29 protein-coding genes are annotated in these 26,667 nt (G+C 63.7%); 13 read left to right on the top strand and 16 right to left on the bottom strand.

What is annotated here, in order from left to right:
• Window positions 1-3: 3 nt before the first annotated feature.
• Both CK218_RS18980 and CK218_RS18975 read left to right on the top strand, forming a co-directional pair.
• Window positions 4-1,284, top strand: coding sequence for an O-acetylhomoserine aminocarboxypropyltransferase (locus CK218_RS18980; RefSeq protein WP_066989881.1), 1,281 nt, complete (start codon window positions 4-6; stop codon window positions 1,282-1,284).
• Window positions 1,285-1,289: 5 nt separating this feature from the next.
• The gene (locus CK218_RS18975; protein WP_066989461.1) at window positions 1,290-1,634 is read left to right on the top strand and encodes a cupin domain-containing protein; all 345 of its coding nucleotides are present in this window, start codon (window positions 1,290-1,292) and stop codon (window positions 1,632-1,634) included.
• Between the two features lie 18 nt (window positions 1,635-1,652).
• On the opposite strand, the gene CK218_RS18970 is transcribed toward CK218_RS18975, so the two are convergent.
• From CK218_RS18970 to CK218_RS18960, 3 genes are all read right to left on the bottom strand, one after another.
• On the bottom strand, window positions 1,653-2,360 hold the full coding sequence (locus tag CK218_RS18970; RefSeq protein ID WP_095828528.1) for a transporter substrate-binding domain-containing protein: 708 nt from the start codon (window positions 2,358-2,360) through the stop codon (window positions 1,653-1,655).
• A 25-nt stretch (window positions 2,361-2,385) separates the two neighbouring features.
• Window positions 2,386-3,624 (bottom strand): cytochrome P450, encoded by a 1,239-nt coding sequence (locus tag CK218_RS18965; protein ID WP_095828644.1) that lies wholly within the window; start codon window positions 3,622-3,624, stop codon window positions 2,386-2,388.
• A 131-nt stretch (window positions 3,625-3,755) separates the two neighbouring features.
• On the bottom strand, window positions 3,756-4,478 hold the full coding sequence (locus CK218_RS18960) for a hypothetical protein (protein WP_095828527.1): 723 nt from the start codon (window positions 4,476-4,478) through the stop codon (window positions 3,756-3,758).
• Window positions 4,479-4,587: 109 nt separating this feature from the next.
• Here CK218_RS18960 and CK218_RS18955 point away from each other — a divergent pair, with 109 nt between their 5' ends.
• On the top strand, window positions 4,588-4,932 hold the full coding sequence (locus CK218_RS18955) for a hypothetical protein (protein WP_066989468.1): 345 nt from the start codon (window positions 4,588-4,590) through the stop codon (window positions 4,930-4,932).
• 17 nt (window positions 4,933-4,949) lie between these two features.
• Window positions 4,950-5,477 (top strand): gamma carbonic anhydrase family protein, encoded by a 528-nt coding sequence (locus tag CK218_RS18950; RefSeq protein ID WP_095828526.1) that lies wholly within the window; start codon window positions 4,950-4,952, stop codon window positions 5,475-5,477.
• Window positions 5,478-5,511: 34 nt separating this feature from the next.
• Here CK218_RS18950 and CK218_RS18945 read toward each other — a convergent pair whose 3' ends face one another.
• The 4 genes from CK218_RS18945 to CK218_RS18930 form a co-directional block, all read right to left on the bottom strand.
• Window positions 5,512-6,060: an ankyrin repeat domain-containing protein gene (locus CK218_RS18945; RefSeq protein ID WP_095828525.1), complete on the bottom strand. Its 549-nt coding sequence runs from the start codon at window positions 6,058-6,060 to the stop codon at window positions 5,512-5,514.
• Window positions 6,061-6,316: 256 nt separating this feature from the next.
• Complete coding sequence (locus CK218_RS18940) at window positions 6,317-6,922, bottom strand: transglutaminase-like cysteine peptidase (RefSeq protein WP_095828524.1); 606 nt, start codon at window positions 6,920-6,922, stop codon at window positions 6,317-6,319.
• A 267-nt stretch (window positions 6,923-7,189) separates the two neighbouring features.
• Window positions 7,190-7,804, bottom strand: a complete 615-nt coding sequence (locus tag CK218_RS18935) for a PilZ domain-containing protein (RefSeq protein WP_095778666.1) — start codon at window positions 7,802-7,804, stop codon at window positions 7,190-7,192.
• A gap of 170 nt (window positions 7,805-7,974) precedes the next feature.
• Window positions 7,975-8,613: a PAS domain-containing protein gene (locus CK218_RS18930; RefSeq protein ID WP_066989886.1), complete on the bottom strand. Its 639-nt coding sequence runs from the start codon at window positions 8,611-8,613 to the stop codon at window positions 7,975-7,977.
• A 418-nt stretch (window positions 8,614-9,031) separates the two neighbouring features.
• Between CK218_RS18930 and CK218_RS18925 the strand changes: the two genes are divergently transcribed.
• The 4 genes from CK218_RS18925 (at window position 9,032) to CK218_RS18910 (ending at window position 12,472) form a co-directional block, all read left to right on the top strand.
• On the top strand, window positions 9,032-9,769 hold the full coding sequence (locus tag CK218_RS18925; RefSeq protein ID WP_095778667.1) for a rhomboid family intramembrane serine protease: 738 nt from the start codon (window positions 9,032-9,034) through the stop codon (window positions 9,767-9,769).
• Between the two features lie 103 nt (window positions 9,770-9,872).
• Window positions 9,873-10,304, top strand: coding sequence for a CBS domain-containing protein (locus CK218_RS18920; protein WP_066989480.1), 432 nt, complete (start codon window positions 9,873-9,875; stop codon window positions 10,302-10,304).
• A 175-nt stretch (window positions 10,305-10,479) separates the two neighbouring features.
• Window positions 10,480-11,979 (top strand): Asp-tRNA(Asn)/Glu-tRNA(Gln) amidotransferase subunit GatB, encoded by a 1,500-nt coding sequence (gatB, locus tag CK218_RS18915; protein ID WP_095828523.1) that lies wholly within the window; start codon window positions 10,480-10,482, stop codon window positions 11,977-11,979.
• Between the two features lie 4 nt (window positions 11,980-11,983).
• Window positions 11,984-12,472 (top strand): GNAT family N-acetyltransferase, encoded by a 489-nt coding sequence (locus CK218_RS18910; protein ID WP_066989484.1) that lies wholly within the window; start codon window positions 11,984-11,986, stop codon window positions 12,470-12,472.
• On the opposite strand, the gene panC is transcribed toward CK218_RS18910, so the two are convergent.
• On the bottom strand, window positions 12,469-13,332 hold the full coding sequence (gene panC, locus CK218_RS18905; RefSeq protein ID WP_095828522.1) for a pantoate--beta-alanine ligase: 864 nt from the start codon (window positions 13,330-13,332) through the stop codon (window positions 12,469-12,471). The genes CK218_RS18910 and panC overlap by 4 nt on opposite strands.
• Window positions 13,329-14,168 carry a 3-methyl-2-oxobutanoate hydroxymethyltransferase gene (panB, locus tag CK218_RS18900; protein ID WP_095828521.1) on the bottom strand — a complete coding sequence of 280 codons (840 nt, stop codon included), beginning with the start codon at window positions 14,166-14,168 and terminating at the stop codon, window positions 13,329-13,331. Before panB ends, panC begins: the two co-directional genes overlap by 4 nt.
• A gap of 224 nt (window positions 14,169-14,392) precedes the next feature.
• Here panB and CK218_RS18895 point away from each other — a divergent pair, with 224 nt between their 5' ends.
• From CK218_RS18895 to CK218_RS18885, 3 genes are all read left to right on the top strand, one after another.
• The gene (locus CK218_RS18895) at window positions 14,393-14,791 is read left to right on the top strand and encodes an NADH:ubiquinone oxidoreductase subunit NDUFA12 (RefSeq protein ID WP_095828520.1); all 399 of its coding nucleotides are present in this window, start codon (window positions 14,393-14,395) and stop codon (window positions 14,789-14,791) included.
• 116 nt (window positions 14,792-14,907) lie between these two features.
• A complete protein-coding gene (locus CK218_RS18890; RefSeq protein WP_095828519.1) occupies window positions 14,908-15,474 on the top strand; it encodes a DUF2155 domain-containing protein in 567 nt (188 codons plus the stop codon).
• Between the two features lie 69 nt (window positions 15,475-15,543).
• Window positions 15,544-15,927, top strand: coding sequence for a hypothetical protein (locus tag CK218_RS18885; protein WP_095778673.1), 384 nt, complete (start codon window positions 15,544-15,546; stop codon window positions 15,925-15,927).
• Between the two features lie 9 nt (window positions 15,928-15,936).
• Here the strand turns inward: CK218_RS18885 and aat are convergent, their stop codons facing one another.
• The 6 genes from aat to CK218_RS18855 all read right to left on the bottom strand — a co-directional run bounded on the left by aat (window position 15,937) and on the right by CK218_RS18855 (window position 21,322).
• Window positions 15,937-16,554, bottom strand: coding sequence for a leucyl/phenylalanyl-tRNA--protein transferase (gene aat, locus CK218_RS18880; RefSeq protein WP_095828518.1), 618 nt, complete (start codon window positions 16,552-16,554; stop codon window positions 15,937-15,939).
• 23 nt (window positions 16,555-16,577) lie between these two features.
• Complete coding sequence (accC, locus tag CK218_RS18875; protein WP_066989500.1) at window positions 16,578-17,921, bottom strand: acetyl-CoA carboxylase biotin carboxylase subunit; 1,344 nt, start codon at window positions 17,919-17,921, stop codon at window positions 16,578-16,580.
• A gap of 19 nt (window positions 17,922-17,940) precedes the next feature.
• Window positions 17,941-18,408 carry an acetyl-CoA carboxylase biotin carboxyl carrier protein gene (accB, locus tag CK218_RS18870; RefSeq protein WP_095778674.1) on the bottom strand — a complete coding sequence of 156 codons (468 nt, stop codon included), beginning with the start codon at window positions 18,406-18,408 and terminating at the stop codon, window positions 17,941-17,943.
• Between the two features lie 26 nt (window positions 18,409-18,434).
• On the bottom strand, window positions 18,435-18,869 hold the full coding sequence (gene aroQ / locus CK218_RS18865) for a type II 3-dehydroquinate dehydratase (protein WP_095778705.1): 435 nt from the start codon (window positions 18,867-18,869) through the stop codon (window positions 18,435-18,437).
• A 200-nt stretch (window positions 18,870-19,069) separates the two neighbouring features.
• Window positions 19,070-19,873, bottom strand: a complete 804-nt coding sequence (locus tag CK218_RS18860) for a DsbA family protein (protein ID WP_067321649.1) — start codon at window positions 19,871-19,873, stop codon at window positions 19,070-19,072.
• A gap of 57 nt (window positions 19,874-19,930) precedes the next feature.
• Window positions 19,931-21,322 (bottom strand): M48 family metalloprotease, encoded by a 1,392-nt coding sequence (locus tag CK218_RS18855; RefSeq protein ID WP_095828517.1) that lies wholly within the window; start codon window positions 21,320-21,322, stop codon window positions 19,931-19,933.
• 207 nt (window positions 21,323-21,529) lie between these two features.
• Here CK218_RS18855 and CK218_RS18850 point away from each other — a divergent pair, with 207 nt between their 5' ends.
• Both CK218_RS18850 and CK218_RS18845 read left to right on the top strand, forming a co-directional pair.
• On the top strand, window positions 21,530-22,678 hold the full coding sequence (locus tag CK218_RS18850) for an aminotransferase class I/II-fold pyridoxal phosphate-dependent enzyme (protein WP_095828516.1): 1,149 nt from the start codon (window positions 21,530-21,532) through the stop codon (window positions 22,676-22,678).
• Between the two features lie 5 nt (window positions 22,679-22,683).
• A complete protein-coding gene (locus CK218_RS18845) occupies window positions 22,684-23,613 on the top strand; it encodes a glutaminase (protein WP_067321579.1) in 930 nt (309 codons plus the stop codon).
• Between the two features lie 101 nt (window positions 23,614-23,714).
• Here CK218_RS18845 and CK218_RS18840 read toward each other — a convergent pair whose 3' ends face one another.
• A complete protein-coding gene (locus tag CK218_RS18840; protein ID WP_095828515.1) occupies window positions 23,715-26,663 on the bottom strand; it encodes a ribonuclease E/G in 2,949 nt (982 codons plus the stop codon).
• Window positions 26,664-26,667: the final 4 nt, after the last annotated feature.

Here is a 26,667-nt window from a genome sequence, read left to right as displayed (position 1 = left end):
TCGATGACCCGTACGCCCGGTTTCAACACGCTCGCCGTCCATGCCGGCGCCAAGCCGGACCCGGCGACCGGCGCGCGCGCCACGCCGATCTATCAGACCACCTCCTATGTCTTCGATGACGCCGACCACGCCGCCTCGCTGTTCGGGCTGAAGGCCTTCGGCAACATCTATACCCGCATCATGAACCCCACGCAGGCGGTTCTCGAGGAGCGTCTCGCCGCGCTCGAAGGTGGCACTGCCGCGCTGGCCGTCGCCTCCGGCCACGCCGCCCAGGTCATCGTCTTCCACAATCTGATGCGGCCGGGTGACAATTTCGTATCTGCCACAAAGCTTTATGGCGGCTCCATCAACCAATTCGGCCACGCCTTCAAGAATTATGGCTGGGAGGTTCGCTGGGCCGATACCAACGATCCATCGACCTTTGAGAGCCAAATCGACGACAACACCAGGGCGATCTTCATCGAAAGTCTCGCCAATCCGGGCGGCATCTTCGTCGACATCGAGAAGATCGGCGACATCGCTCGCAGGCACGGCCTGCCGCTGATCGTCGACAACACGCTGGCCTCGCCCTATCTCGTGCGGCCGATCGAGCATGGCGCCGATATCGTGGTGCATTCGCTCACCAAGTTCATCGGCGGCCACGGCAATTCGATCGGCGGCGCCATCGTCGACGGCGGCACCTTCGATTGGTCGAAGTCGGGCAAATACCCGATGCTGTCGGAGCCTCGCCCTGAATATGGCGGCCTCGTCCTGCACGAGACTTTCGGCAACTTCGCCTTTGCCATTGCCGCGCGCGTGCTCGGCCTGCGCGACCTCGGCCCGGCGATCTCGCCCTTCAACGCCTTCCTGATCCTGACCGGCCTGGAAACCTTGCCGCTCAGGATGCAGCGTCATTGCGACAACGCAGCGAGCGTCGCCGCCTGGCTTTCCAACCATCCGAAAGTCGCCTGGGTGAACTATCCCGGACTGCCGAGCGACAAGAACAATGCGCTGCAGAAGAAATACTCGCCGCAGGGTGCCGGCGCCGTTTTCACCTTTGGCCTCAAGGCCGGCTACGAGGCCGGCGTCAAGTTCGTCGAGGCGCTGGAACTGTTCTCGCACCTCGCCAATGTTGGCGACACCAAGTCGCTGGTCATTCACCCGGCTTCGACCACGCACCGGCAACTGTCCGACGAGCAGAAGGTAAAGGCCGGTGCCGGCCCGGACACGGTCCGCCTGTCGATCGGCATCGAGGACGTCAACGACATCGTCGCCGACCTCGAACAGGCGCTGAGCAAGGTCTGAGCGCGATGTCCGCCTTTCTCGCGGTTGATCCCGAAACTGTCGAGCCGGAGGCCGGCGCGCCGGCCCCGGACCGCTTGATCTCCGGCGATCCGAAATTCCGCACCTGGAATGTCGAGGAGCGGGACGGCAGCCTTTATGCCGGTATCTGGGAAGCGACGCCGGGCAAGTGGCGCATCGTCTATGACGAATGGGAATTCTGCCACATCCTGTCCGGCGTCTCGGTGATCGCCGAAGACGGCGGCGACGCGCGCACGGTCAAGGCCGGCGACAGTTTTGTGCTGCGGCCGGGTTTCAAGGGAACCTGGGAAGTGCTGGAGACGACGCGGAAGGAATATGTGATCAAGCTGTGAAGCGCGCTTGCCGGGCTGTTAGAGCAGCCGGTCGACATCCGCTCCGGAGAAACCGAATCCGGCCATCAGGTCGCGGTGCCACCGGCTTCCAAGCAGGTCGCCCAGACCGTCATCGACACGCCGCCTCAACGCGTCGTTGCCTTTAGCGACCGCAAACGCGCCGGCGGCGGGCAACCGTTCGGACGCGGGAACGTCAATGACATCGGCCAGCGCAGCCGGTCGCCGCGCAATGTAGCCGCGATGCGCCATGGCAACGCTGGCATAGGCCTGCACCCTGCCGATAGCCACCGCCTCCGCTGCCTCGGCCTGCGTGGCGAACACACTGATCCGCTCCGGCGGCACGCCATTCTCAAGGGCCGTCCGATGCTGGATCTGGTTCGATATCACGCCAAGCCTCGCGGAAGGGTGGCCTGCAAGAGAGCGATAGCCCTCAAGGTCGAGCGGGTTGCCCTTGACAACCATCAAGCCGTCCGGCAGCGACCAGATCGGGCGACTGAAGTCCACCAGCTTGCTGCGCTCTTCGGAGATGAACAGGCCGGTGGTCATGTTCCAGCGGCCGTCGGCCAGTCCCGGCAGCAACTCGGCGAATTCGGTCTCGACGGGCGTGAAAGCCGTCGTTTGGGACATCGCGAAGATCTTCTCGGCCAGCATCGCGTCGCAGCCGCCGACTTTCCCGGATGCATCGGTGAAGCAGAAGGGCGGTTCCTGCAGAAAGGCGAATCTCATTTTCAGATCTTCGGATTATTGCGGTTCAGAAGCGCACCGAGAGCGCTTCCAATCCATGAAAATGATAGGTGTCGCGGAAGCGCGGCTCTTCCGTCAGGCCTAGATCCGGCAGCCGATCGAACAGCGTCTTCAGCGACACCTGCAACTCCAGCCTGGCCAGCGGCGCGCCGATGCAGAAGTGGATGCCGGCGCCGAACGACACGTTCTTTTGGTCGGTTCGCGCCGGGTTGAATGTGGCCGGTCCGGCGAAAGCCAGCGGGTCGTGATTGGCCATGCCGAGCAGCAGCGCCACCGTCTCGCCGGGCTTGAGCAAAATGCCCGGAGCAGCTTCCATCTCTTCATAGGCATAGCGCAGGAACATGTGCAGCGGCGCATCGTAGCGCAGGCATTCCTCGACCGTGGCGGCATTGGCCTCCGGTGTTGCGAAGAAGCGGCGCGCATCGCCGCCCTGCGCGAGGATCGTTCTCACGGCATTTCCGGTCTGATGCACAGTCGCTTCGTGCCCTGCGTTGAGCAGAAGGATAGCTGAGGAAACCAGCTCGTCCTCCGAGAGCTTCTGGCCGTTGTCCTGGGCCTCGATCAGCAGCGAAAGCAGATCGTCGCCGGGTCTCTTGCGCCGCTCGGCGACATAGCCGCGCAGGAACGCCGCGAAATCGCGCGCGGCGCGGTTGGCCGTCTCCTCGGTCTCGCGCGTGCGGCCGTGCATGTACATGGCGACCATCTGATGCGACCAGTCGAGCAGTTGCGGCCCCATCTCGACCGGAACGCCGAGCATCTCGGCGATGATGGTGATCGGCAAGGGCGAGGCGTAACCGGGCAGAAGATCGACGGAGCCCGGCTCGAAGCGGTCGATCAGCTCATTGGCCACAGCCTCGATGCGCGGCCGCAGCCGCTCGACCTGGCGCGAGACGAAGGCCCGATTGACCAGTGTCCGCAACCTCGTGTGCACCGGCGGCTCGAGCTCAAGCATCGAATTGGCTTCGATGGCGTCGAAGGCGGTCAGGTGCGAACGGTCGTCGCCAACCCCGCGGCTGTCGGGAATGCCGGCCGGGTTCTGGCGGCCGAGGCGACGATCGCGAAGCAGGCGGTTGACGTCGTCGAAGCCGCCGAAACACCAGAAGCCGTAGTCTTCCCAGAAGAAGGCGTTCGAAGCGCCGTGCAAGAAGGCGTAGGCTTCATAGGGATTTTGCACAAAGGCCGGTTCATGCGGGTCGAGGCGCAGGCGGCGGCTGACGGGGTCGAACGTGAGATAGGGTGGCATCATGTTCGACCAATAGCGCGCCTTGCCGGCCCGATGCCAGACCGCATCGCCGAGCCGGTCGTGCCGATGTATTGAGCCAGGCTGGCCGCTGGAGAGGAAGAGCGGGTGGCGCGCCATGGCTCCGGCGGAGCGCTTCAGCGTCCCGTTTTCAGGATACCGGCCACCTTGGTGGCGATCGCGGCATCGAGCGCCTGCCAGTTCCCGAGCAACTCGCGCGGGAAGCGGTAGGTGAGGCTGAGATCATCGCCGACCTGGATGTCGCGCTCGCAGGGGGCCAGCGAATCCTCGGCACTCGGGCCGCTCAGGCAGCGGGCGACGAACGGGTCTTTGCCGGGGCGCTCGGCGACCGCCAGGACCTCGTTGAGATAGCCCGATTTCTCGGTGAAGCCGTAGAGCCTTGTACCGGCCGGGCCGGGCGTGCCCGGCGTGACGATCAGGGCGCTGTAGATTGGGGCGAAACGGCCGCTCATGTCGCGCGACATCATCCGCGGCTCGAATGACAGGAAGATGATCTTCCTGGTCGTGACGTGGTTGAAGTCGTCGCGCGCGGCGGTGCTGTAGCCGTCCATTTCGGGATAGCGCAGATAAAGGTCGAAGCGCGAGGCGATGCCGTCGCGCCTGGCCTGGTCGAAGCGGATGAAGTTGGCCGGCACACTGATCACATTGTTGCCCATGACGACCTGGCGCACGGTCGTGTCGTCGGTATAGCCGGCCATGGCGATCGACCGGCCGAGCCATTTGCCGCCGAGACTGATAGCCACTGAAAGCAGGGCGAGCGCCGCGAAGACGTAGAAGACCCGCTTCATCAAGGTCGAGTCGACAACCTCGAATTCCTCCGCGGCGGCTGCCTCTCTCATCGCGATTCCCCGATCCGCTCACCTGTCCTCAGGTGGCACAACTGGCGCGGCATGGCTCTTGCAGCGCGTCGGCACGACTGTGCGGTCTCATGGTAAACGGTTGGTAAAGATGGATCTCATGCTGCTCCCTCTCTACGCTTTTGCGGTCGGCCTGACGGCTTGCGGCCTCGCCGGCTCGGCGATGGAAATCGTCTGCGGCCGCCGGCTGGCCTTCGCCGATCCCTATGTCACGCCTGCCCATATTGTGCGCTCGCTCGCGGTGACCGCCTGCGCCGGCCCGTTCATGCTCACCAATGATGCTCTGGCTGCGCGGCGCGAGGGGCGCATCGGCACGCTGGCGCTGCTTTCCTGCGGCTGCACGGCGATTGCGTGGGCACTGGCGCTCGGGATCGTGCTGATCACCATTGCTTCCTGGGCAACGGGTCTCCTAAGCTCCGCCGAATTCTCGGCTTGAGACGAATCGGAGAAAAGATGCCGATCTATGCGATCGACGGGAAGGCGCCCCGGTTCGAGGACGCTGAAACCAATTGGGTGGCGCCCGACGCCACGCTGATCGGCGATATCGCGATAGGCCGCAATGCCGGCTTCTGGTTCGGCGTCGTCATCCGCGGCGACGGTGAACCGATCACCATCGGCGCCGACACCAATGTGCAGGAACATACGGTCATGCACACCGACCCGGGCTATCCGCTCACCATCGGGCAGGGCTGCACGATCGGCCATCGCGCCCTGCTGCATGGCTGTACGGTCGGCGACAACAGCCTGATCGGCATGGGCGCCATCGTGCTCAACGGCGCGAGGATCGGCAAGAATTCGCTGGTCGGTGCCGGCGCTTTGGTGACGGAAAACAAGGCTTTCCCGCACAATTCGCTGATCGTCGGCTCGCCCGCCAAGGTGATAAGGGTGCTGGATGACGCGGCAATCGAGAGGCTGCGGGTATCGGCCGCGCACTATGTCGCCAACGGCAGGCGCTTCAAGGCCGGATTGAAGGAGCTCTGAGAGCGGTTCGGTCTGCCGTTTCGCCTGCGGCCTATTAATTGCGTCTGGACATCGCCTCACGCAGCAGCGACGCGCCCGCTTCGAAACCGGCGTGGTCTGCACCTTCCAGGGCGGTTTCATAATCATCGATGCGCGTCCTGAGCGACGGATCCGCGCCCGACGCCAGCAGCAGGCGGATTGCCTCGGCGTCGCGCAGCGCCACGGCGTAATGCAGAGGCGTCCAGTCGTTGACCCCGCGCATGTTCGGGTCGGCGCCCTGCTCGAGCAGGATTTGGATAAGCTGCAGCCTGTCCCGCCGCTCGGTGGATAGCGCGGCGATGACCGACGGGAAGCCGGCGGGATCCTCGTAATTCGGATTCGAGCCTGCATCAAGCAGCGTGGCGATGAAGCCGGTCGGGCTCCAATAGATCGCATATTCCAACGGATGGCCGAGGCCGAGCTCGAACGGCATCCTCTCGTCGTACCATCGTGCGGAGCCGCCCAGCGCCTTGCCAAGCCCCTCGAAATCGCCCGCCTTGAAGGCGTCGTCTATTGCCTGGAACAGCTTGGCGCGCTCGCACCGTTCGTCCGGGATTTCCAGCATCGCCGTCCATCCAAAAATAAACGGCGATATTGCTCCGGTCTGCCGTTACGAGAAAGGCCCGCAGGCGGCGGCAAAAAAAGCGGAGCCGGCCCGGGGACAGGGCCGGCTCCTAAAACCCGGTCGTTGGGGACGGGGAGGGTGGGGACTCGACCGGGCTTTTTCCAGGCACGCCGTATGAATGCGGCGTGCTTAATCTCTTCGTGTGTGCCGTTGCCCCAAAAGCCCTGCGCATCTTGGGGCAGCATGCATTGGGGTCCTAGCGGACGCTGGCGACCGCGTCCTCGCGGCCGTCGTTGATCGAAACCCAAACGCCTGAATTCTCTGTCGATTGACGTTTGAGGTAGGTGTAGACCGTGTCGTTCCAGGCGAGCACTTTCGGCTCGAGATTGTCGAGGATGAACTCGCCGAGGCTGGTGCGCACCGTCAGCACCGCGTGGCCGTCGCCGTTCGGCTGGCGCACGACCGTCATCAAAAGGTCGCCGGCGGGGACACCGGCGGCCATCAATTCGCGGCGCTTCTCCAGCGCGTAGTCCTCGCAGTCGCCGAAACCGTTGTCGGGATAGGCCCAGTATTCCTCGACCCCGTAGATCTCCATATCGGTACGTGGCTTGACGCGGGTGTTGACCGAATTGTTGACCTTGATCATCGTCGCCCACAGCTTGCGGGTCAGCTCGACAGGAGGCCCATTCGGCGTCGTCTCATTGCATTCGATGGGGATACGCTGGCAGAGTTCATAATGGCCGACGGGCTGGGTGGTGCGGCCACCCGTATGCATGAACAGCGGTCCCGCGCTTGCCGTGCCCCAGGCGGAAAGCTGCATCGCCATTGCCAAGAGCAACAGCTTGCCCCTCGTCATTTTCATTATGGTAGTCTCCCCGTTTGAGAGAGACTGTGCCACGTTGGGATTTATTTGACGCAAAAACCGGAAGTAGAGATTGAGTAAAACGCCCGTAGATTAAATATAAAATTTGAACTATCTCGACTGCGGATTGTTGAGAATCTAAACCGGCCGCCGCACCCGGATCACGTGGCGTCTCGACATGCCGCCCGGCTGCTGGAAGGCGCTGATCCGGCCAACAAAAAACCGGCCGCTGGGGGCCGGTTGGATGCATGTCCGCATTCTAAGCGGTCAGGTCCGCGGCGCGTTGAATTCCGAATCCAAGGTTTCCGGCCGCTGGATGACGGCGAACTCAATGGCGACGCCGTCCTCGAAGTGACGCACAACCTGGCCGCGCATCGTTCCCAGCATGACCTGCACGCCGATTGCTGGTTTGACGTCGATCTCGATCGCCGCGCCCGAGAGCGACAGGTCGATGATGCGGCACTGATACTGTCGCCCGTCGGTGAGCTGCAGCACGCTCATCGGGTTGCGCGGCGCGACGCGCTCGTGGCGACGGTCTTCCGGCAGGTCGAGCTCATGCTTGTTTGCAAGCCAGGTGAGCTGCGCGGCGAGCTTGTCCTTCTTGCGGTCCGAAGCGATGACGGTCATGGCGAAACCGTCCTGCGAGGTGCGCGTCACGATGCCTTCGATGCGACCGATGTGATCGATATAGGCAATGACCTTTTCCCCCGGCATGCCGACGCGATCGGTGCGCAAGGCGACATTGCCTGGCGACATGTCTATCACCTGGCACGCGTGTTCCGTGCGGTCCTCCAGCATGAAGCGTCCGTAGATTTTCACCCGGACACGCTGAAAATTGCGCCGCTCCACACGGGACGGCGCAAATTCCGCCGCTGACCTCATGACTGCCTACACCCCGTTGGCATTCCGCGCGACGTGCGAGGAATTTCACCGGAAAAGCTACAGCAAAGCAGGTTAACAAACGGGAAAAAGCCGGCCCAAATGGGCTGGGGGCGGCCCCGCACGCAAGGCAAAGGCCTGGACCAGATCGGGGCAAAATCTCGCGATCCGCTCTACTCGTTGCGCCCGCCGTCGAAGACGACGAGATGCCGTATCCGGCGTACGCGGCCGAGCGCCGAAATGGTCTCGGGCGCGTCGAACTCCGTCGGCACGAGCGACGGAACATCGATCGCCGGCCGGTTCTTCAGGAACATCGGGTCCTTGTCGGGATCGATGACCCGGATCGCGTCGATCAGGGCGTCGGCGAGCGGGTCGGCACCAAGCCAGAACGGCCGATCCGCGGCGCTGACGATGCCGAGGCAGCGAGGGCTCTCGACGCCGCCATCGAGCGGCAGCGCCAGCAGCTCGAACTTGCTGGAACGACCATTTCGGCTGAATCCTTCATAGGTCAGAAGCAGCACCGACTTCTGATCGAAGACGCCGTGGATAAGACGCGACATAAGCCGCTGGTCCTTCTCGCGCCAGAGCGAGGGGAAGGAAAACCCTTTGAGCTCGCGGCCGTAATAGGCGCAGAGCCTGGTGCCGGCCAGCCGGAACACGGCCTCTCCGCGTGTGTCGCGCTCCAGGATGAACGTATCGGCCAGGAGCGTCTTGATGTCCGCCGGCTCCACTTCCGAGCGTTTCGGAGCCGGGCGGCCATCACGCAGCCGGTTCCAATATTGGAACAGCGCGATTGATCCGTTCTGATTCATTTCCATTCCGCTCCGGCAATCTGTCTTTCTTGTTGTCCCATCGGCGAACAGACAGGGCGCCCTCCGATGACTTTCATGCGGTGCGGAGCAGGATGCGTGCCAGCATCGTTAACGTTTGTTCACGTCTCGGGGTCGTTAAGGTTAACAAGTGGTTTACGTTGCACGCCGTTGGGACCTGTGGCACATCAAAAACCACTCCAAAACGGTCGTTTCAGCAGCGATCGGCAGCACTTCAGTCAGTTTTCGGGGAGCAGGGGACTCGACCGGCCGTTCAGGGAAACCTGGACGGCTTTCTTTTGATTCGCGTCGCCGATCCAGGCCTATCCGTTCAGCTTGAGCGATTCGCGATTTGTGATTCGATCAGGCGTGAACTACATGCTCGGCCGAAATCGAGTCTCCAGCCAGCTGCGAAGAGGCCATGAGCGAGCCGGTAACTCCGACCGAATCCGAAATGCAACCAGACGACGAAGCGCCGGAGCCGCGCCGCGAGCCGGTGTTCAACTTGCCGCCGGTTGTGCTGGCGGTGATGGGGATCTGCGGGATCGTCTTCCTGCTGGAGCGATATGTGCTGAACGACGACCAGCAAATAACGCTGCTCTACGACGGAGCCTTCATTCCGGTGCTCTACACTGGTCAATACGGCTTCGACTGGTTCTTGTTCACGCGCCCCTTCACCTATGCCTTCATGCATGGGGGCCTCGCCCACATTGCCGTCAACATGGTCTGGCTTGCCGCTTTCGGCTCACCGCTCGCCAATCGTTTCGGCGCGGCCCGGTTTGCGGTGTTCTACGCCGTGACCGGGCTGGCTTCGGTCGCGCTGTTCTGGGCGATGCATCCTTATGGCGAGATGCCGCTGGTCGGCGCGTCGGGCGCGATCTCGGGCATGATGGGAGCTGCGGCGCGCTACGGGTTCCGGATCGATCGCTCGTCAGGCCAGGCGGCCTTCGCCGGCGAGCCGTTGCCGATCGCAATCGTGCTGCGTTCGCGCGGCGTCATGACCTTCCTCGGCGTCTGGATGGTGATCAACCTCGCCACCGGCCTTCTCGGCTTTGCGCCGGGGATCGAAGGACAGATCGCCTGGGAAGCCCATATCGGCGGCTTTGTCGCAGGCTTTTTCGGCGTGCGTTTTTTCGATCGGCCCCAGCCGTCCGAGTAGCGCTGCGGCGCACTTGAAATGCAACCAATCACGGCGCACCATGTTCACCGGAACGTGAATGCCGGTCAGGGCAGGAGCCGGCGGCAAGGCACAGGAGGACGCCATGACTGTGAAGGCAATTCTTGAGCAAAAAGGCCATGACGTGTTCACACTCGGGCCTAATGAAAAGCTGAGCGAAGCTATTCGCATCCTGACCGAGCATAGGATCGGCGCGCTGGTCATCACCAACGGCGACCGCAAGATCGTCGGCATCCTTTCCGAGCGTGACATCGTGCGAGTGCTGGCCAGGGAGGGCGCGGCCGCGCTCGATATTCCGGTCCGTTCGGCCATGACGCCGAAGGTCAAGATCTGCAACGAGAACCACACGGTCAACGAGGTCATGGAGATCATGACGAAGGGTCGCTTCCGCCACCTGCCGGTGGAGAAGGACGGGATGCTCGACGGCATCGTGTCGATCGGCGATGTGGTCAAGCGCCGGATCGAGGATGTCGAGCGCGAGGCTGAGGAGATCCGGGCCTACATCGCCACCGCCTGATACAGGCGGAAAGGAGCCGCCAGCACAGCCCGTGGGCTTACAAGCGCAAGCTGCCTGGAGGCCTGCGCGCGGCTTTGGACTTGTCTCAAGGAACGGTTTGCACTAGCGAGTGATGCGATTTTCGCAACGCGATAAGCAAAATCGCGCCAGCCACGAATGCGACCCATAGGCCTCCATGAGCATCATCGATACCCGCACGCCCGACCCGAAACGCCTGATCTCCGGCGCCACCGGCGACTGGGAAATCATCATCGGGCTCGAAGTGCATGCGCAAGTGACGTCCGAGGCAAAGCTGTTCTCCGGCGCCTCGACCTCTTTCGGCGCGGCGCCCAACGCCAATGTCAGCCTGGTCGACGCGGCGATGCCCGGCATGCTGCCGGTGATCAACGAGGAATGCGTCAAGCAGGCGATCCGCACTGGGCTGGGCTTGAAGGCCGCGATCAACCACAAGTCGGTCTTCGATCGGAAGAACTATTTCTACCCGGACCTGCCGCAGGGCTATCAGATCTCGCAGTACAAGCAGCCGATCGTCGGCGAAGGCAAGGTGATCGTCTCGGTCGGACCGGACCGGCAGGGCGAGTTCGAGGACATCGAGGTCGGCATCGAGCGCCTGCATCTGGAGCAGGATGCCGGCAAGTCTATGCACGACCAGCATCCGACAATGTCCTATGTCGACCTCAACCGGTCCGGCGTTGCGCTGATGGAGATCGTCTCCAAGCCGGACATGCGCTCTGCCGACGAGGCCAAGGCCTATGTCAGCAAGCTGCGCACCATAATGCGCTATCTCGGTACCTGCGACGGCAACATGGACGAGGGTTCGCTGCGCGCCGACGTCAATGTCTCGGTGCGCCGCCCGGGCGGCGCGTTCGGCACGCGCTGCGAGATCAAGAACGTCAACTCGATCCGCTTCATCGGCCAGGCCATCGAGTCCGAAGCGCGCCGTCAGATCGCCATTCTCGAAGACGGCGGCGCGATCGAGCAGGAGACGCGCCTGTTCGACCCCAATAAGGGCGAGACGCGCTCGATGCGCTCCAAGGAAGAGGCGCATGACTACCGCTATTTCCCCGACCCCGACCTTCTGCCGCTGGAATTCGACCAGGCCTATGTCGATGATCTGGCACAGCATCTGCCGGAACTCCCGGACGAGAAGAAGGCGCGGCTGATCGGCTCGCTCGGCCTCTCGCCCTACGACGCCTCGGTGCTGGTGTCGGAAAAGCCGATCGCCGACTATTTCGAGAAGGTGGCCTCGGGGCGCGACGGCAAGCTTGCCGCCAACTGGGTCATCAACGACCTGCTGGGCGCTCTCAACAAGGCTGGCAAAGATATTGAAAACGCTCCGGTTTCGCCTGAGCAGCTCGGTACCGTCGTCGACCTGATCAAGGAAGGCACGATCTCCGGCAAGATCGCCAAGGATCTGTTCGAGATCGTCTGGAACGAGGGCGGCGATCCGCGCCAGCTGGTCGAAAGCCGCGGCATGAAGCAGGTGACAGACACCGGCGCCATCGAGAAGGCGGTCGACGAGGTCATCGCCGCCAATCCGGACAAGGCCGAGCAGGCGCGCGCCAAGCCGACCATGGCCGGCTGGTTCGTCGGCCAGGTGATGAAGGCGACCGGCGGCAAGGCGAACCCGCAGGCGGTCAACGAGCTGGTCAAGGCCAAGCTCGGCATCGAATAGAGCGATGTTCGTCCGCACCGCCAGCGAGCGCGATCTTGTTGCGATCCGCGCGCTGCTGGTCGAAACGTGGCATGCGACCTATGACGCCATTTACGGCGCCGAGCATGTAACGGCGATCACCGACGACTGGCATTCTCTTGCTTCGCTCAAGGCGCAGCTGGCCCGGCCGAATTCCGAATTCCTGGTCGCTGACGATGGCAAGCGGCTTGGCGGCATGGCTTTCGCGGCCGCCACCACCGACCCGAAGATCGTCCTTCTGAACCAGCTCTACGTATCTCCGGATTGTCAGCGGCAAAGGATCGGCCAGGCGCTGCTCGACGAAGTCGAGGCCAGTTTTCCGGAGATGCGGACGCTGCGTCTGGAGGTCGAGGAGGCGAATGCGGCGGCGATCGCCTTCTACGAGGCGAACGGATTTCGGACGGCAGGCAGGACAGCGGATTGCGGCGGCAGTTCCGGATGGCCCGCGCTCATCCTGGAGAAGCGGCTCGGCTAAAGCGCCGGCGGAGCGGCTGGGACTTCCACATTGTCGATCAACCTGGTGGTGCCGAGCCAGGCCGCCGCGAGCAGGCGGCCGTCGCGGTCCCGTCGCCAGGGCGCGAGCGTTGCGGCCTCCCGCGCGGCGACGTAGTCGACCTTCCGAAAGCCCGCGCTGACGAGCGCTTCCGCAGCCGCATTCACCGCACGTGCCTGATCCGCGCCGGACGCGAGTTCGGCCGCGGTCTGACGCAGAACCACGTTGAATTTGCGCGCGATCTCGAGCTCGGCCGCGCCGAGATAGGCGTTGCGCGACGACATGGCGAGGCCGTGGGAATCACGCACGGTCGGCGCGCCGACGATCTCGACCGGCAGATCGAGATCACGGCACAGCTGCCTGACAACGCAAAGCTGCTGGTAGTCCTTCTCACCGAACACGGCAGAGTCGGGCGCTGCCTGCAGGAAAAGCTTGGCCACGACAGTGGCGACGCCGTCGAAGAAGGCAGGCCGAAAATCCGTCTCCAGGCCGGAGGAGGGGCCTCCGACCGAGATTTTGGTGGCGAAGCCGGCCGGGTACATTTCCGCCACGCCTGGCGTGAAGGCCAGATGCACGCCTGCTTCCCGCAGTTGGTCGAGATCGCGGGCCAATTGGCGCGGATATTTGTCCAGGTCCTCGGTCGGCGCGAACTGGGTCGGATTGACGAAGACGGAGACGACGCAGCGCTCCGCCTTTTCGAGCGCGATCCTGACCAGCGAGATGTGGCCGTCATGCAGCGCGCCCATGGTCGGCACCATGGCGATCTTGAGGCCAGCCCGGCGCCAATCCCGGATCTGCGCGCGAAGGGCCGCAACGCTCTCGACGACGATTGGCCCGCTCATGCCTGGTCCTTACCCGATGCCGCCGAAAAAACGTGGTCAGGTCCGGGAAATGCGCGGCTGCGCACCTCGTCGGCGTAACGCGCCGCCGCATCCGCAATGGTGTCGCGCAGCATTGCGTATTCCTTGACGAATTTCGGCACGCGGTCGACGGTCATGCCGATCATGTCGTCTACGACCAGGATCTGGCCGTCGCAGTCGCCGCTGGCGCCGATGCCGATGGTCGGGATCGCGATATGGCGGGTGAGGTCCGAAGCCGCCGCCTCGACCGTGCCCTCGATGACGACCGAGAAGGCGCCGGCCTTTTCGACCGCTTCGGCGTCGCGAAAAAGGGCGGCGACGTTTTCCCTGCTCCTGCCCTTGATCTTGTAGCCGCCCTCCTTGTCCACCGACTGCGGCTGCAGGCCGATATGGCCCATGACCGGGATGCCTTCCGCGACGATTGCAGCGATCTGGGCGGCCATGTCGACCCCGCCCTCGAGCTTGACCGCCTGGCAGCCCGTCTCGCCGATGATGAGCCTTGCCGAGGCAACGGCTTGCGCCACCGAGGCCTCGTAGCTGCCTGCCGGCATGTCGACCACCACACAGGCCTTCGCCGAGCCGCGCATCACCGCTTGTCCATGCGCGATCATCATCTCCGGCGAAGCGCCGAGCGTCGTGGCATGGCCATGCAGCACCATGGCGACACTGTCGCCGACCAGAAGCAGGTCAACATGCGGATCGAGCATGCGGGCTATCGGATAGGTATAGGCGGTGAGACAGACGATCGGCACGCCGCCCTTGCGGCGGCGAATGTCTTCGGCGCCGATCCGATTGCCGGTGGACCGTTCTGGGGCCAATCGTCACCTCCCTCAACCGGCGCGGGCCGGCCGCCCGCTTGCCGGGCGTGCGAGCTTTAGAAACTGCGCAAACGCTTGGCAAGCCGAGGTGGCGATATCTCCACGCGTGAATCGATTTATCGCACGAAGCATTTACATCGCAGGCTGGGCAAAACCCTTGCCTTCGGGTTGACCTGACGCCATAAGCAGGAAACGGCGCGGCCGCTGCCGCAACGAGGATCTGGATGAAGACTTTCCTGCTGCAGTTTTTCACCTGGTGGAACAGCCAGACGCTTGGCACGCGCTTCCACACTTGGCGCTTCGGCCACAAGGTCGGCGAGGACGAGGTCGGCAACGTCTATTACGAGGGCGGCATCGATTCGGAAGGTCGCACCCGCCGCTGGGTCATCTATCGTGACTATTCCGAAGCCTCGAAGATCCCTCCGGGCTGGCATGGCTGGATGCATCATCGCGTCGACACGCCTCCGTCGAGCGAGAGCTATAAGGCTCGTGATTGGCAGAAGCCGCACCGGCCCAACCTCACAGGAACGCCGAGCGCCTATCGCCCGCAAGGTTCCATTCTGACCAACCAACATCGCCCGCAAGTCACCGGCGACTACGACGCTTGGACGCCCGGTTCGTAAACGCGTTTTCGGTCTTTTGTCGCCACAATTGGCGTTTAGCTGCTTGCTGATAGCGCAGCCCTGACTAGCCTTGGGCGATTGAGAGAATCACCCGGGCGCAACCACCGGTATCCTGCATGAACTCTTTCGGCCGACTCTCGACGGGACTGTTCGCGGCAGCGTCCGTTCTGGCTGCCTCGACGGCAGGGTTCGCCGCCGCGCAGACACCGGCGGCGCCGGCGGTGTCCGACCGCATCACCAATCCGGTCGCCGAATTCGCCGGCATCGACAAGATCACCGGCCGCATCATCACCTTCGACGTCTATATCGACGAGACGGTGCAGTTCGGCGCCCTGCAGGTGACGCCGCGCGTCTGCTACTCTCGGCCCGAGACCGAACAGCCGAAGACCGATTCCTTCGTCGAGGTCGACGAGATCACGCTCGATCGCAAGATCCGCCGTATCTTTACCGGCTGGATGTTCGCCGAAAGCCCCGGTCTCAACGCGGTCGAGCACGCCGTCTATGACGTCTGGCTGAAGGGCTGCAAGCAAAAATCGGACGTGCCGCCGCCGACCGCCGCCAAGGCCGATACGGGCAAGCCGAAGACGAATACCGCCAAGCCGAAGCCGCCTGCCGAGGCAGCGCCTGAGCCGTCGGATGCGGCGCCCGCGCCGGATGGCGCCGACACCACAGACACGAACTGATCTCGGAACTCTCGGAACCCTCTTTTTCGCAATCCGTTGGATAAACGGTGATGGCGACGGGAGATTTCCATGGCAACGATCAGGCCGATCACTGCCAGCACGAAAGAGCTTCTCGATATCGAGAAAGGCTTCTGGACTGGCGATTCCGCCTATTTCGCGGCCCACGCCGATGTGGATTGCCTCGTCGCCTTTCCGGAGATGGCGCAGGCGATGACCAATGCCGATCTGGCCAAGACCGCCACCAAGCCCAATCGCTGGCGCGATCTCGACATTCGGCTGAAAGGCATGGTCGAACCCGGCAGCGATATCGTCATGCTAACCTACGAGGCGCGCGCGACGCGGGAAAACGGCGAGCCCTATGCCGCTCTCGTCAGCACCGGCTATGTTCATCGCGCCGATGGCTGGAAGATGATGTTTCATTCCCAGACGCCAATTGAAACTGCGAGCGGGTGACCGCTTACCTCAGGGATAAAAGACCGCGTCGCCCTTCAGGGCCTCGGCCAGCATTTTTTCGTAGCGGCTGCGCGGCACGTCGATGGCGCCGAAGCGCTTCAGGTGCTCGGTGGTGAACTGCGTGTCGAGCAGCGCGAAGCGGCGTTCGTTCAGCCGCTCGACGAGATAATAGAGGCAGGTCTTCGAGGCGTCGGTTTCCCGGGCGAACATGCTTTCGCCGAAGAAGACGCGCCCGAGTGACACCCCATAGAGACCGCCGGCCAGCCGGCCCTCGCGCCACGCCTCGACGGAATGGCAGTGGCCCAGCCGATGGAGCTCGACATAGGCTTCGCGGATCGGCGCGTTGATCCAGGTCGAGCGGCGCTCGTCGCGCCTTTCCGCGCAGCCGTCGATCGTCGCCTCGAAGTCGAAATCGTAGCGGATGTCGAAAGGGTGCCTGCGGATCGTCTTCTTCAGACTGCGCGGCGTGTGGAATCCGTCGAGCGGGATGATGCCGCGCGTCTCCGGCCGCACCCAGAACACTTCCGGGTCGGTGGCGCTCTCTGCCATCGGGAACACGCCCGAGGCATAGGCTTTCAGCAGCAGGTCGGTTGGGATGCGGTAGCCGGGCGCGTAGGGACGAGTCATTGCGCCATTATAACCGCAAGATCCTATTCCTCCTTGGCCAAATATTTCTCGAGCCAGTGGATGTCGTAGTCGCCGTTGGCGATATCCGGATTGCCGACGAGGTCGCGGAACAGCGGCAGCGTCGTCTTGATGCCGTCGACGACGAATTCGTCGAGCGCCCGGCGCAGCCGCATCATGCATTCGACGCGGTTGCGCCCATGCACGATCAGCTTACCGATCAGGCTGTCGTAATAGGGCGGGATCCGGTAGCCGGAATAGACGCCGGAATCGACGCGGATGCCGAGGCCGCCCGGCGTGTGGAAATGCGTGATCGTACCGGGCGACGGCGTGAACGTGCGCGGATCCTCGGCGTTGATGCGGCACTCGATGGCGTGGCCGTTGAACTTGATGTCTTCCTGCTTGACCGACAGTCCGCCGCCGGAGGCGACACGGATCTGTTCATGCACGAGGTCGATGCCGGTGATCGCTTCGGTCACCGGATGCTCGACCTGCAGGCGTGTGTTCATCTCGATGAAATAGAATTCACCGTTCTCGTAGAGGAATTCGATCGTGCCGGCGCCGGAATAGCCAAGATCGGCGATCGCCTTGGCGCAGATGCCGCCGATGCGCGCACGTTCCTCGGCGTTGAGGGCCGGTGAGTTCGCTTCCTCCCACACCTTCTGGTGGCGGCGTTGCAGCGAGCAGTCGCGCTCGCCGAAATGCACGCCGCGTCCGGCGCCGTCGCCGAACACCTGCAATTCGATATGGCGCGGCTTTTCCAGATATTTCTCGATGTAAACGGCGTCGTCGCCGAAGGCAGCGCCGGCTTCTGATCTGGCGGTCTGCAGCGCCACTTCGAGGTCGGCTTCGGTGCGGGCGACCTTCATGCCGCGGCCGCCGCCGCCGGCCGAAGCCTTGATGATCACCGGATAGCCGATCGCGGCGGCAATGCGCTTTGCTTCCTTCTCGTCGCTGATCGCGCCGTCCGAACCAGGCACCACCGGGATGCCGAGGCGCTTTGCCGTGCGCTTGGCTTCGATCTTGTCGCCCATGATGCGGATATGGTCGCCCGAAGGGCCGATGAAGGTGATGTTATGGGCGGCGAGGATATCGGCGAACTTGGCGTTTTCTGACAGAAAGCCGTAGCCCGGGTGCACGGCATCGGCGCCGGTGATCTCGCAAGCGGCGACGATCTGGTGAATGTTGAGATAGCTTTCGCGCGACGGCGGCGGGCCGATGCAGACGCTTTCGTCGGCAAGCCGCACATGCATGGCGTCGGAATCGGCCGTCGAATGGACCACCACCGTCTGGATGCCGAGCTCCTTGCAGGCGCGCAGCACCCGAAGCGCGATTTCGCCGCGATTGGCGATGAGGATTTTTTGGAACATCTGCCCGCTGTTCCCGGCTCTACTCGATGACCACGAGCGGCATGCCGTATTCGACCGGCTGGGCGTCCTCGATCAGGATCGCCGTCACCGTGCCGGCGCGCGGCGAGGGAATCTGGTTCATCGTCTTCATCGCTTCGATGATGAGCAGCGTCTGGCCTTCCTTCACCTTCTGGCCGATCTCGATGAACGCCTTGGCGTCGGGCGAGGGCGCGAGATAGGCGGTGCCGACCATCGGCGAGGGCACGGCGTTCTTGGAAGGATCGGCTGCCGTCGCGGGCGCGGCCGCTCCCGCCTGAGCCGGCCCGGCAACCGCCGCGGACGGCATAGGAAGCGGAGCAGCGACCGCGTGGACGGCCTGAGACTGACGCGACACGCGCACTTTCAGATCGCCGAGCTCGACCTCGATCTCGGTCAGGTTGGTGTCGTTCAGTATGCCCGCCAGGTCGCGGATCAGCTGCTGGTCAACACCGTTCTTCTTTATCGACATTTTCGAGCCTTCTGTTTGGGAGCCGGTCACAGGCGCGCCGCCAGTGCCTGCAGCGCAAGCGTGTAGCCGAGTGGCCCGAACCCGCAGATCATGCCGACGGCGACCGGCGCGACCATGGAGACGTGGCGGAAAGGCTCCCGCGCGTGGATATTGGAAAGATGGACCTCAGCGACGGGCAGCGGCGCGACTGCGCGGATGGCGTCGTGAATGGCAATCGAGGTATGGCTGTAGGCGCCGGGATTAATGACGATGCCTGCGGCCTTTTCACCGGCTTCCTGGATCCAGTCGACGAGATCACCTTCGTGATTGGACTGACGAAAATCGATCTCGAGCCCGAGCGCCGTGCCGGCGGTCTTGCAATCCTCGGCAATGGCGGCAAGCGTCTTGCCGCCATAGATCCCCGGCTCGCGCTTGCCGAGTGCATTGAGATTGGGACCGTTCAGGACGAAAATCGTTTTCAAATATGCCGACCTCTTCGGCGCCGGCCTCAAGCCGGCGCGCCGGACCTCTATAATGGGCATAGCCGCCCGCGAAAAGAGCGCAAGTACGTTCTTTCGCTGTCCACAACAGGCGGAAAACCGCCTGTTGTCGCGACTCGCAATCGCTTAGAGCATGATCCCGAAAACTGTGCAGCGGTTTTCGGAAAAGACCATGCCCAAACCTAGAGCGCGCTCTTGGCCTGCTCGATCTTCTCCGCCAGAACCTGCTGTCCGAGCGCGCCGAACACCACCTCATTTCCGACCACATAGGATGGCGTGCCGGTGATCGACAGCTTGGTGGCGAGATCGTAGGTGCGCGAGAGCGCTTCGTTGATGCTCGGATCCTTCATCTTCTCGCGCAGCTTCGCCTCGTCGGCACCGAGCGAAACAGCGACCTTCATGGCGGTGGATTCGGTGGCACGGCCCTGGCTGCCGAGCAACGCAGTGTGGAACTCGCTGTACTTCTCCGGCATCATCAGATGGAAGGCCATCGAGACCACGCTGGCCTTTTGCGAATCCGGGCTGAGGATTGGAAACTCCTTGAGCACGAAGCGCAGGTCCGGATCGGCCTTGGTCAGCGCCTTCATGTCCTCAATGGCGCGTTTGCAGAAGCCGCAATTGTAGTCGTAGAACTCGACGATGGTGACTTTGCCCTTAGGGTTGCCGACCACGCCGTCGAAGGTGGAGTTGAAGATCTCGTCCTTCGCGTCCTTGATGACGCCGAGTGCGGCGAGCCGCTGCTCTTCCTTCTGCTTGGCCTCGAGCGCGTCCTGGACCTCGAGCAGGACCTCGGGGTTTTTCAACAGATAGTCGCGGATGATGCCTTCGACCTCCTTGCGGTCGATCTTGCTGTCCGCCGAGGCCACCTGGATGGCTTGCGTCGTGTCGGCCCTAGCGGCCTGCGGGCTTCCTGCCACGAAGCCGAATGCCAGCATGCCGAGCGCCACCGCCACGCCGGCGCTGCCGAGCAGGATTGCCTTGTTCATGATCAGTTCCTTCTGCCTGTCCCGGTCCAACCTGGTCGCCGCGCGCGCCCGGGAGGTTCACTTGAGTTTGTTAGATGGCGTGTAGTTTATGATATCCTGCGCGCGAAGCCAGCGGGGCTCGCCGCGCTTCAATTTCTGTTGAGCGCGCATGGCGAAGATCTTCGCGTTCTTATAGTCGGCCGAATAGAAATGGCCCTCCGCCGTCGCAAGGTCGGCGGCCGGGATTTGCCCCAATTCGCCATAGGCTTGAGCCAGATAGCGGTAGGCTACGGCGTTTTCCTTGTCGCGCCCGATCCCGTTGTTGAGCTGCGCCACCGCTTTGTTGATTGAGTCCGGCGTGCCGACCGCCATCAGCGCCTGGCCGAGCGAGACCAGCAGCAAGCCGGACCGCGCCGCGTCGAGGCTCGCCGCTTTGGCATAGGCATCCGCGGCGTCCTTGGGCCTGTTGGCCTTCATCAGGATGTCGCCGCGAAGTTCCTGGAAATAGGGGTTTTTCGGCTGTTCCTTGATCAGCGCCGCGGTTTTCGTCAGCGCGGTGCCAGGGTTGCCGTAGAGATAGGTCTGCTGCGCGTCGCCGTAGCGCGAGGCCAGACTGGTCGGGTTCTTGCGCATCAGCCGCGCCACCGCCGCCTGGCCTTGCATATAGGCCGCGATCTTGATGCGCATCATGTCATGCCGCTGCTGCAGCGCCGGCGCGTCGACCTGGCTGACATAAGGGCTCGCCTTGACCAGCACCTCGAGATTGGCGATGCGCTCCCGGGGCATCGGATGGCTGATCCGGTAAGGATCGAGCTGGGTGCCCGACAGCGAAAGCGCGCTCTGGAATCGCCCGAAGGTCTTCAGCATGCCCATGCCGGACTGGCCGGTGGCATTCAGGTAGGTGATCGCCGAGCGGTCGGCGGTGATTTCTTCGCCCCGCTGATAGGCAAGGATGCTGCGCTGCGCCATCTCGCCGCCGCCGGCCGCGACGCCCATGCCGGCGCCGGCAAGGCCGCGGCTGTTGGTGGTGGCGCCGGCCACGATCGCGCCCGCCCCGAGCAGCGTGGCGATGATGGCCATGGTCTTGGCGCGATCGAGTTGATCGCGCAGCTTCTGCTGGTGGCCGCCGGCAATATGGCCGGCCTCGTGCGCGATGACGCCGATGATCTCGTTCGGCGTCTCGGCCGTCACCAGCGCGCCGGTGTTGATGAACAGGCGGCGGCCGGTCACGAACGCATTGAAGCTCTGGTCGTTGACGAGAACGATGTCGATCCCGTCATTGGCGAGGCCCGCCGCCTTGAAGATCGGTCGGGCATAGTCGCGCACCAGCGCCTCGATCTCGGCGTCGCGCACCACCGGCACGCCTTGCGCGAAGGCGCTCAGCGAAGTGGACACCGCGACGGCGGCGGCAAGCAGGAGCGTCGCAAATCCGCGCGCGGTTCGCCCTATTGCGGTCGATCTATCCATCATCGTTCGGGTCGGCTCAACATGACAGGTCCACTGGTAGACGAGCGGGCGAAGGATGAAAAGTCGGCGCCATTAACTTCCTGCGCGCTTGTGATCCCCACACCAATCGGGCATTTGTGCGGCGCTGCCGTCGAACTCCCGGCAGTTCCAGGGCAAGCGAGCGATGGTTTGCCTGTGGATTTGCCAACCAAAGGCAGGCTGAAGAGTCAGATGGTCGTTTCGCTTTCACGCCGCGGCGAGGTCGAGCCGTTCCACGCCATGGATATTCTGGCCGAGGCCAACCGGCTGAAGGCGATCGGTATTCCCGTGGTGTCGATGGCAGTCGGCCAGCCGTCGGACCCGGCGCCGGTCGGCGTCCGCGAAGCCGCCGCTCTCGCGCTGAAGCACGGCCGCATCGGCTACACCGATGCTCTGGGCCTGGCGGAGCTGCGCAAGGCGATCGCCGCGCACTATGGCGAGCATTACGGAATTGATGTCGCGCCGGCCCGTATCGCCGTCACAACCGGATCGTCCGCCGCCTTCAACCTGGCTTTCCTGGCGATGTTCGATCCCGGCGACCGCGTCGCCATCGCCGCGCCCGGCTATCCGGCCTACCGCAACATCATGGCCGCGCTTGGCATCGAGATCGTCGAGATCGAGCTTGGCTCGGACGCCTATCTGCATGCCGACCACCTGAAGAGCGCACACCGCGAGAAGCCGTTGAAAGGCGTGCTGTTTGCCAGTCCAGCCAATCCGACCGGCGCGGTCATTCCAGCCGACGAGCTTTCCGCGTTGGTGAAGACCGCAGGCGAGCTTGGCATCGCGGTGATCTCGGACGAAATCTACCACCGGCTGGCCTATGCCGCGCCCGATGTCACTGCACTTGCCTGTGGCGCCGGCGTGACGGTGATCAACTCCTTCTCGAAATACTATTGCATGACCGGCTGGCGCATCGGCTGGATGGTGCTGCCGGAGGAACTGGTGCGGCCGGTCGAGCGCATCGCGCAGAGCCTTTACATCTCGCCGCCGGAACTGTCGCAGGTCGCGGCGATCGAGGCCTTCAATGCCACGCAAGAGCTCGAAGCGGTGAAGGCGCGTTATGCCTGGAACCGCGACCTGCTGATAAAGCGTCTGCCGAAGCTGGGCTTCCCGCTCGCAGCGCCCATGGACGGCGCTTTCTACGCCTTCTGCGATGTCACGCGGCACGCCAATGACAGCATGGCCTTCGCGCGCAAGATGCTGGCCGAGGCGCATGTAGCGGCTACGCCCGGCCGTGATTTCGATCCGCTCCAGGGCCATCGCACCATGCGCTTTTCCTATGCCGGCAGCCATGACGACATGGTCGAGGCGCTGGCGCGCATCGAAAGCTGGCTGAAATAGACGCCATGCCCGAGCTTGAACAGGCGCTGGCGGAAGTGGCCGCCGAAATAAACGAGCGCAGCGATCGTGGCGATGTCGCCACCTATATCCCGCAGCTCGGCAAGGTCGATCCGAAGAAATTCGGCATTGCCGCCGTGACCAATGACGGGCGCATCATCCTTGCCGGCGATGCCGACCAGCCCTTTTCGATCCAGAGCGTCTCGAAGGTGTTCACGCTGACCCTGGCGCTGGGCAAGGTCGGCGATGCGTTGTGGCAGCGTGTCGGCCGCGAGCCGTCGGGCAATCCGTTCAACTCGATCGTCCAGCTCGAGCATGAGAGCGGCATTCCGCGCAATCCGTTCATCAACGCCGGCGCCATCGTCGTATCCGACATCCTGCTTGCCGGCCACCAGCCGCGCGAGGCGATCGGCGAGATCCTGCGCTTCGTCCAATTCCTGGCCGACGACGACACGATCATCATCGACCGCGAGGTCGCGGCCTCGGAACGCGCTACCGGCTACCGCAACTTCGCTCTGGCCAATTACATGAAGTCCTTTGGCAATCTCGACCATGAGCCGGAGCTGGCGCTGGGCGTCTACTTCCATCATTGCGCCATCGCCATGAGCTGCCGGCAGCTCGCCATGGCCGGCCGCTTCCTCGCCAATGGCGGTCGGAACCCGGCGACCGGGCTGTCGGTAGTGTCGACCGAGCGTGCGCGCCGCATCGGCGCGCTGATGCTGACCTGCGGCCACTATGACGGCTCCGGCGATTTCGCCTTCCGTGTCGGCATTCCGGGTAAGAGTGGCGTCGGCGGCGGTATTCTTGGCATCGTGCCGGGCGTCGCCTCGCTCGCCGTCTGGTCCCCCGGCCTCAACGAGAACGGCAATTCCAAGCTCGGCTCCATAGCGCTTGAGAAGCTCGCCAGGATGATGAACTGGTCGATCTTCGCGCCTTAGCAGGTGCTGGGGCGCAAGATTGGAAGGCCAGAAAACGAAATCCCGCGCCGGGCGGCACGGGATCTTCTGTTTAACAACTAAGCCTAATGAGCTGACAGAGCTTAGAAAAAACCCTTCCGCTGCCACCAGCCGGCACGCTTCGGCTTTTCTTCGGTCTTGGCTTCCTCGCTGACGTTGGACGAAACGACGGGGACAGCCGGCGTGTCGATCGACTGCGGTTTGCGCCGCGTTGGATGGGCATTGACCTGCGCTTCGGCCTCGGTCGGAGCAGCAGCGGCCGCTGCCAGCTCCGGTTCGGCGGCCGCAGGTTCAGCGGGAAGTTCCGCCGCCCGCTCGGGCGCTTTCTCGGAGACGGTTTCCTCGACAGCCTTCTTCGATCGCGGTGCACGGCGAGGCTTCTTCGGCTTCTCCGTTTCCGCAACATCGTCATTGGCGGGCGAGGGTGCGGCCTGCTCTTCGGCTGCAGCGACCGGCGGCGCGCCCTCGGGAGCTTCGACTTCCGCTTCTTCGCCTTCGAGACCATCGCCGGCATCGGCATCGGCAGCGATTTCGCCTTCCTCGCGGCGATTGCGCTTGCCGCCGCGCTTGCCGCGACGGCGCTTCTTGCCCTGCCCCTCTTCGGCTGCTTCTGCCCCGGCCGGTGCTTCAGCCGTTACCTCGGCTGTCGCTTCGCCTGCAATCGTGCCGGCGTCCGCAGGTGCAGCGGCCGAAACGGCATCGCCATGGCCCTGATGCTCGCGGTCGCGATCCTTGCCGCCGCGCCGCCGACGGCGTTTGCGGCGCTTGCGGCCGCCTTCGCCGTCCTCGGACCGCAGCGGATGCTGTCCCTGCTGTGGATGGCGCGGCTGTTCGGCCTGGACCGATACCTCCTCTTCCTCCTCGACGACGATCTCGTCCTCGGGTTCTTCCGGCTCGACATAGGTCGGCAGGCTGCGCACCTCGACGAAGCCTTCCGGCTTCTCAGCCACCGCGCCGCGGAAGATCGCGTAGTGTTGCGCGCCCAGCGTCTCGTCGGCTTCGAGCGTGATGCTCAGGCCGAACCGGGCCTCGAGCTCGACCAGATTGGCGCGCTTGTGGTTGAGCACATAAAGCGCGGTCGCCGCCGGCGTGCGCACTGTGATGTGGCTGCGCGAATCCTTGAGCAGGAATTCCTCGATTGCCCGCACCACCATCAGCGCCACCGAGGAGTCCGATCTCACATGGCCCGTGCCGCCGCAATGCGGGCAGGGCTTCATCGTCGATTCCAGCACGCTGGCACGGATGCGCTGGCGCGACATCTCCATCAGGCCGAAATGCGAGATGCGACCGACCTGGATGCGGGCGCGATCGTTCTTGAGGTGATCCTTCAGCCGCTTCTCGACCGCGCGGTTGTTGCGGTTCTCCTCCATGTCGATGAAGTCGATGACGATCAGGCCGGCAAGGTCGCGCAGCCTGAGCTGCCGCGCGACTTCCTCGGCGGCCTCCAGATTGGTGTGGAGCGCGGTGTCCTCGATCGAATGCTCCTTGGTGGAGCGGCCGGAGTTGACGTCGATCGAGACCAGCGCCTCGGTCTGGTTGATGATGATGTAGCCGCCGCTCTTCAGCGTCACTTGCGGCTGCAGCATCCGGTCGAGCTGCGCCTCGATGCCGTTGCGCACGAAGATCGGCGTGGTGTCGCGGTAGGGCTGAACCACCTTGGCATGGCTCGGCATCAGCATCCGCATGAAGTCCTTGGCCTCGCGGTAGCCGTCCTCGCCGGAGACCAGGATCTCGTCGATATCCTTGTTGTACAGGTCGCGGACCGAGCGCTTGATCAGGCTGCCTTCCTCATAGACCAGGGCAGGGGCCGTGGACTGCAGCGTGAGATTGCGGACATTCTCCCAAAGCCGCATCAAATATTCATAGTCGCGCTTGATCTCGGCCTTGGTGCGGCTTTCGCCGGCGGTGCGCAGGATGACTCCCATGCCCTGCGGCACCTCGAGATCGGCGACGACCTCCTTCAGCCGTTTGCGGTCCTGGGCATTGGTGATCTTGCGCGAGATGCCGCCGCCGCGCGCCGTGTTCGGCATCAAGACCGAATAGCGGCCGGCGAGCGACAGATAGGTGGTCAGCGCCGCGCCCTTGTTGCCGCGCTCTTCCTTGACGACCTGGACCAGCAGGATCTGGCGCCGCTTGATGACTTCCTGGATCTTGTACTGGCGGCGCACCGGCTTGCGGCGGTTGCGGACCTCTTCAAGCGCATCCTCGGCGCCGACCGATTCGATTTCGTGTTCGTCCAAATGCGCGGACGAAACCTCTTCGAGCATGCCGCGATCATCGTCGCTTGGAGCGGCTTCCTCGGCCGGAGCGACCTCGCTGGTGGATTCGGCCGGCACCGGTTCCGAAATCACATCCGCATCGATGCTCGCGGCGATCGAAGTGGGGCCGCCCTCCGAAGGCTGGCGATTGTCGCTGTCGGTCGCATCGGCTGCTTGGGTGTCGCTGCCGGCTTCGGGCGCCTTGTTCTCCTCTTCGCTGGCCGTCTCGGCTACGGTCTCGAAGCCCATTTCGGCGGCTTCGGTCGAGACAACGGCCGCAGCGCCTGGCTCATCGGCGGAAGCGCTGGAAGCTGCGACCTCCTCGGCGCTTTCGCCGCCTTCGTCGGCACCGGCAGCATCGGCGCCGCGCTTCTGCTCGGCCCGGTCGCGGTTTTTGCCGCCGCGCCGGCGGTTGCGGCGGCCGCCGCGATCGCGCGCCTGCTGTTCCTCGCCGGCCTCGGCCTCCTCGTCCTCTTCGTCGTCCGCCTCCTGCGCTTCGGCGCGCAGCAGGGCCTGACGGTCGGCGACCGGGATCTGGTAATAGTCGGGGTGAATTTCACTGAAGGCGAGAAAACCGTGACGGTTGCCGCCATATTCGACAAAGGCTGCCTGAAGGGAAGGTTCGACGCGGGTTACGCGGGCGAGATAGATGTTTCCTTTGAGCTGCTTCTTGTCCTGGGATTCAAAGTCGAATTCTTCGATGCGGTTACCGCGAACGACAACAACGCGTGTTTCCTCCGGGTGGGAGGCGTCTATCAGCATCTTGTTGGGCATTATT

The sequence above is a fragment of the Mesorhizobium sp. WSM3879 genome (assembly GCF_002294915.1).
Classification (GTDB): Bacteria; Pseudomonadota; Alphaproteobacteria; order Rhizobiales; family Rhizobiaceae; genus Mesorhizobium.
This window is presented reverse-complemented; position numbering and strand designations above follow the sequence as displayed.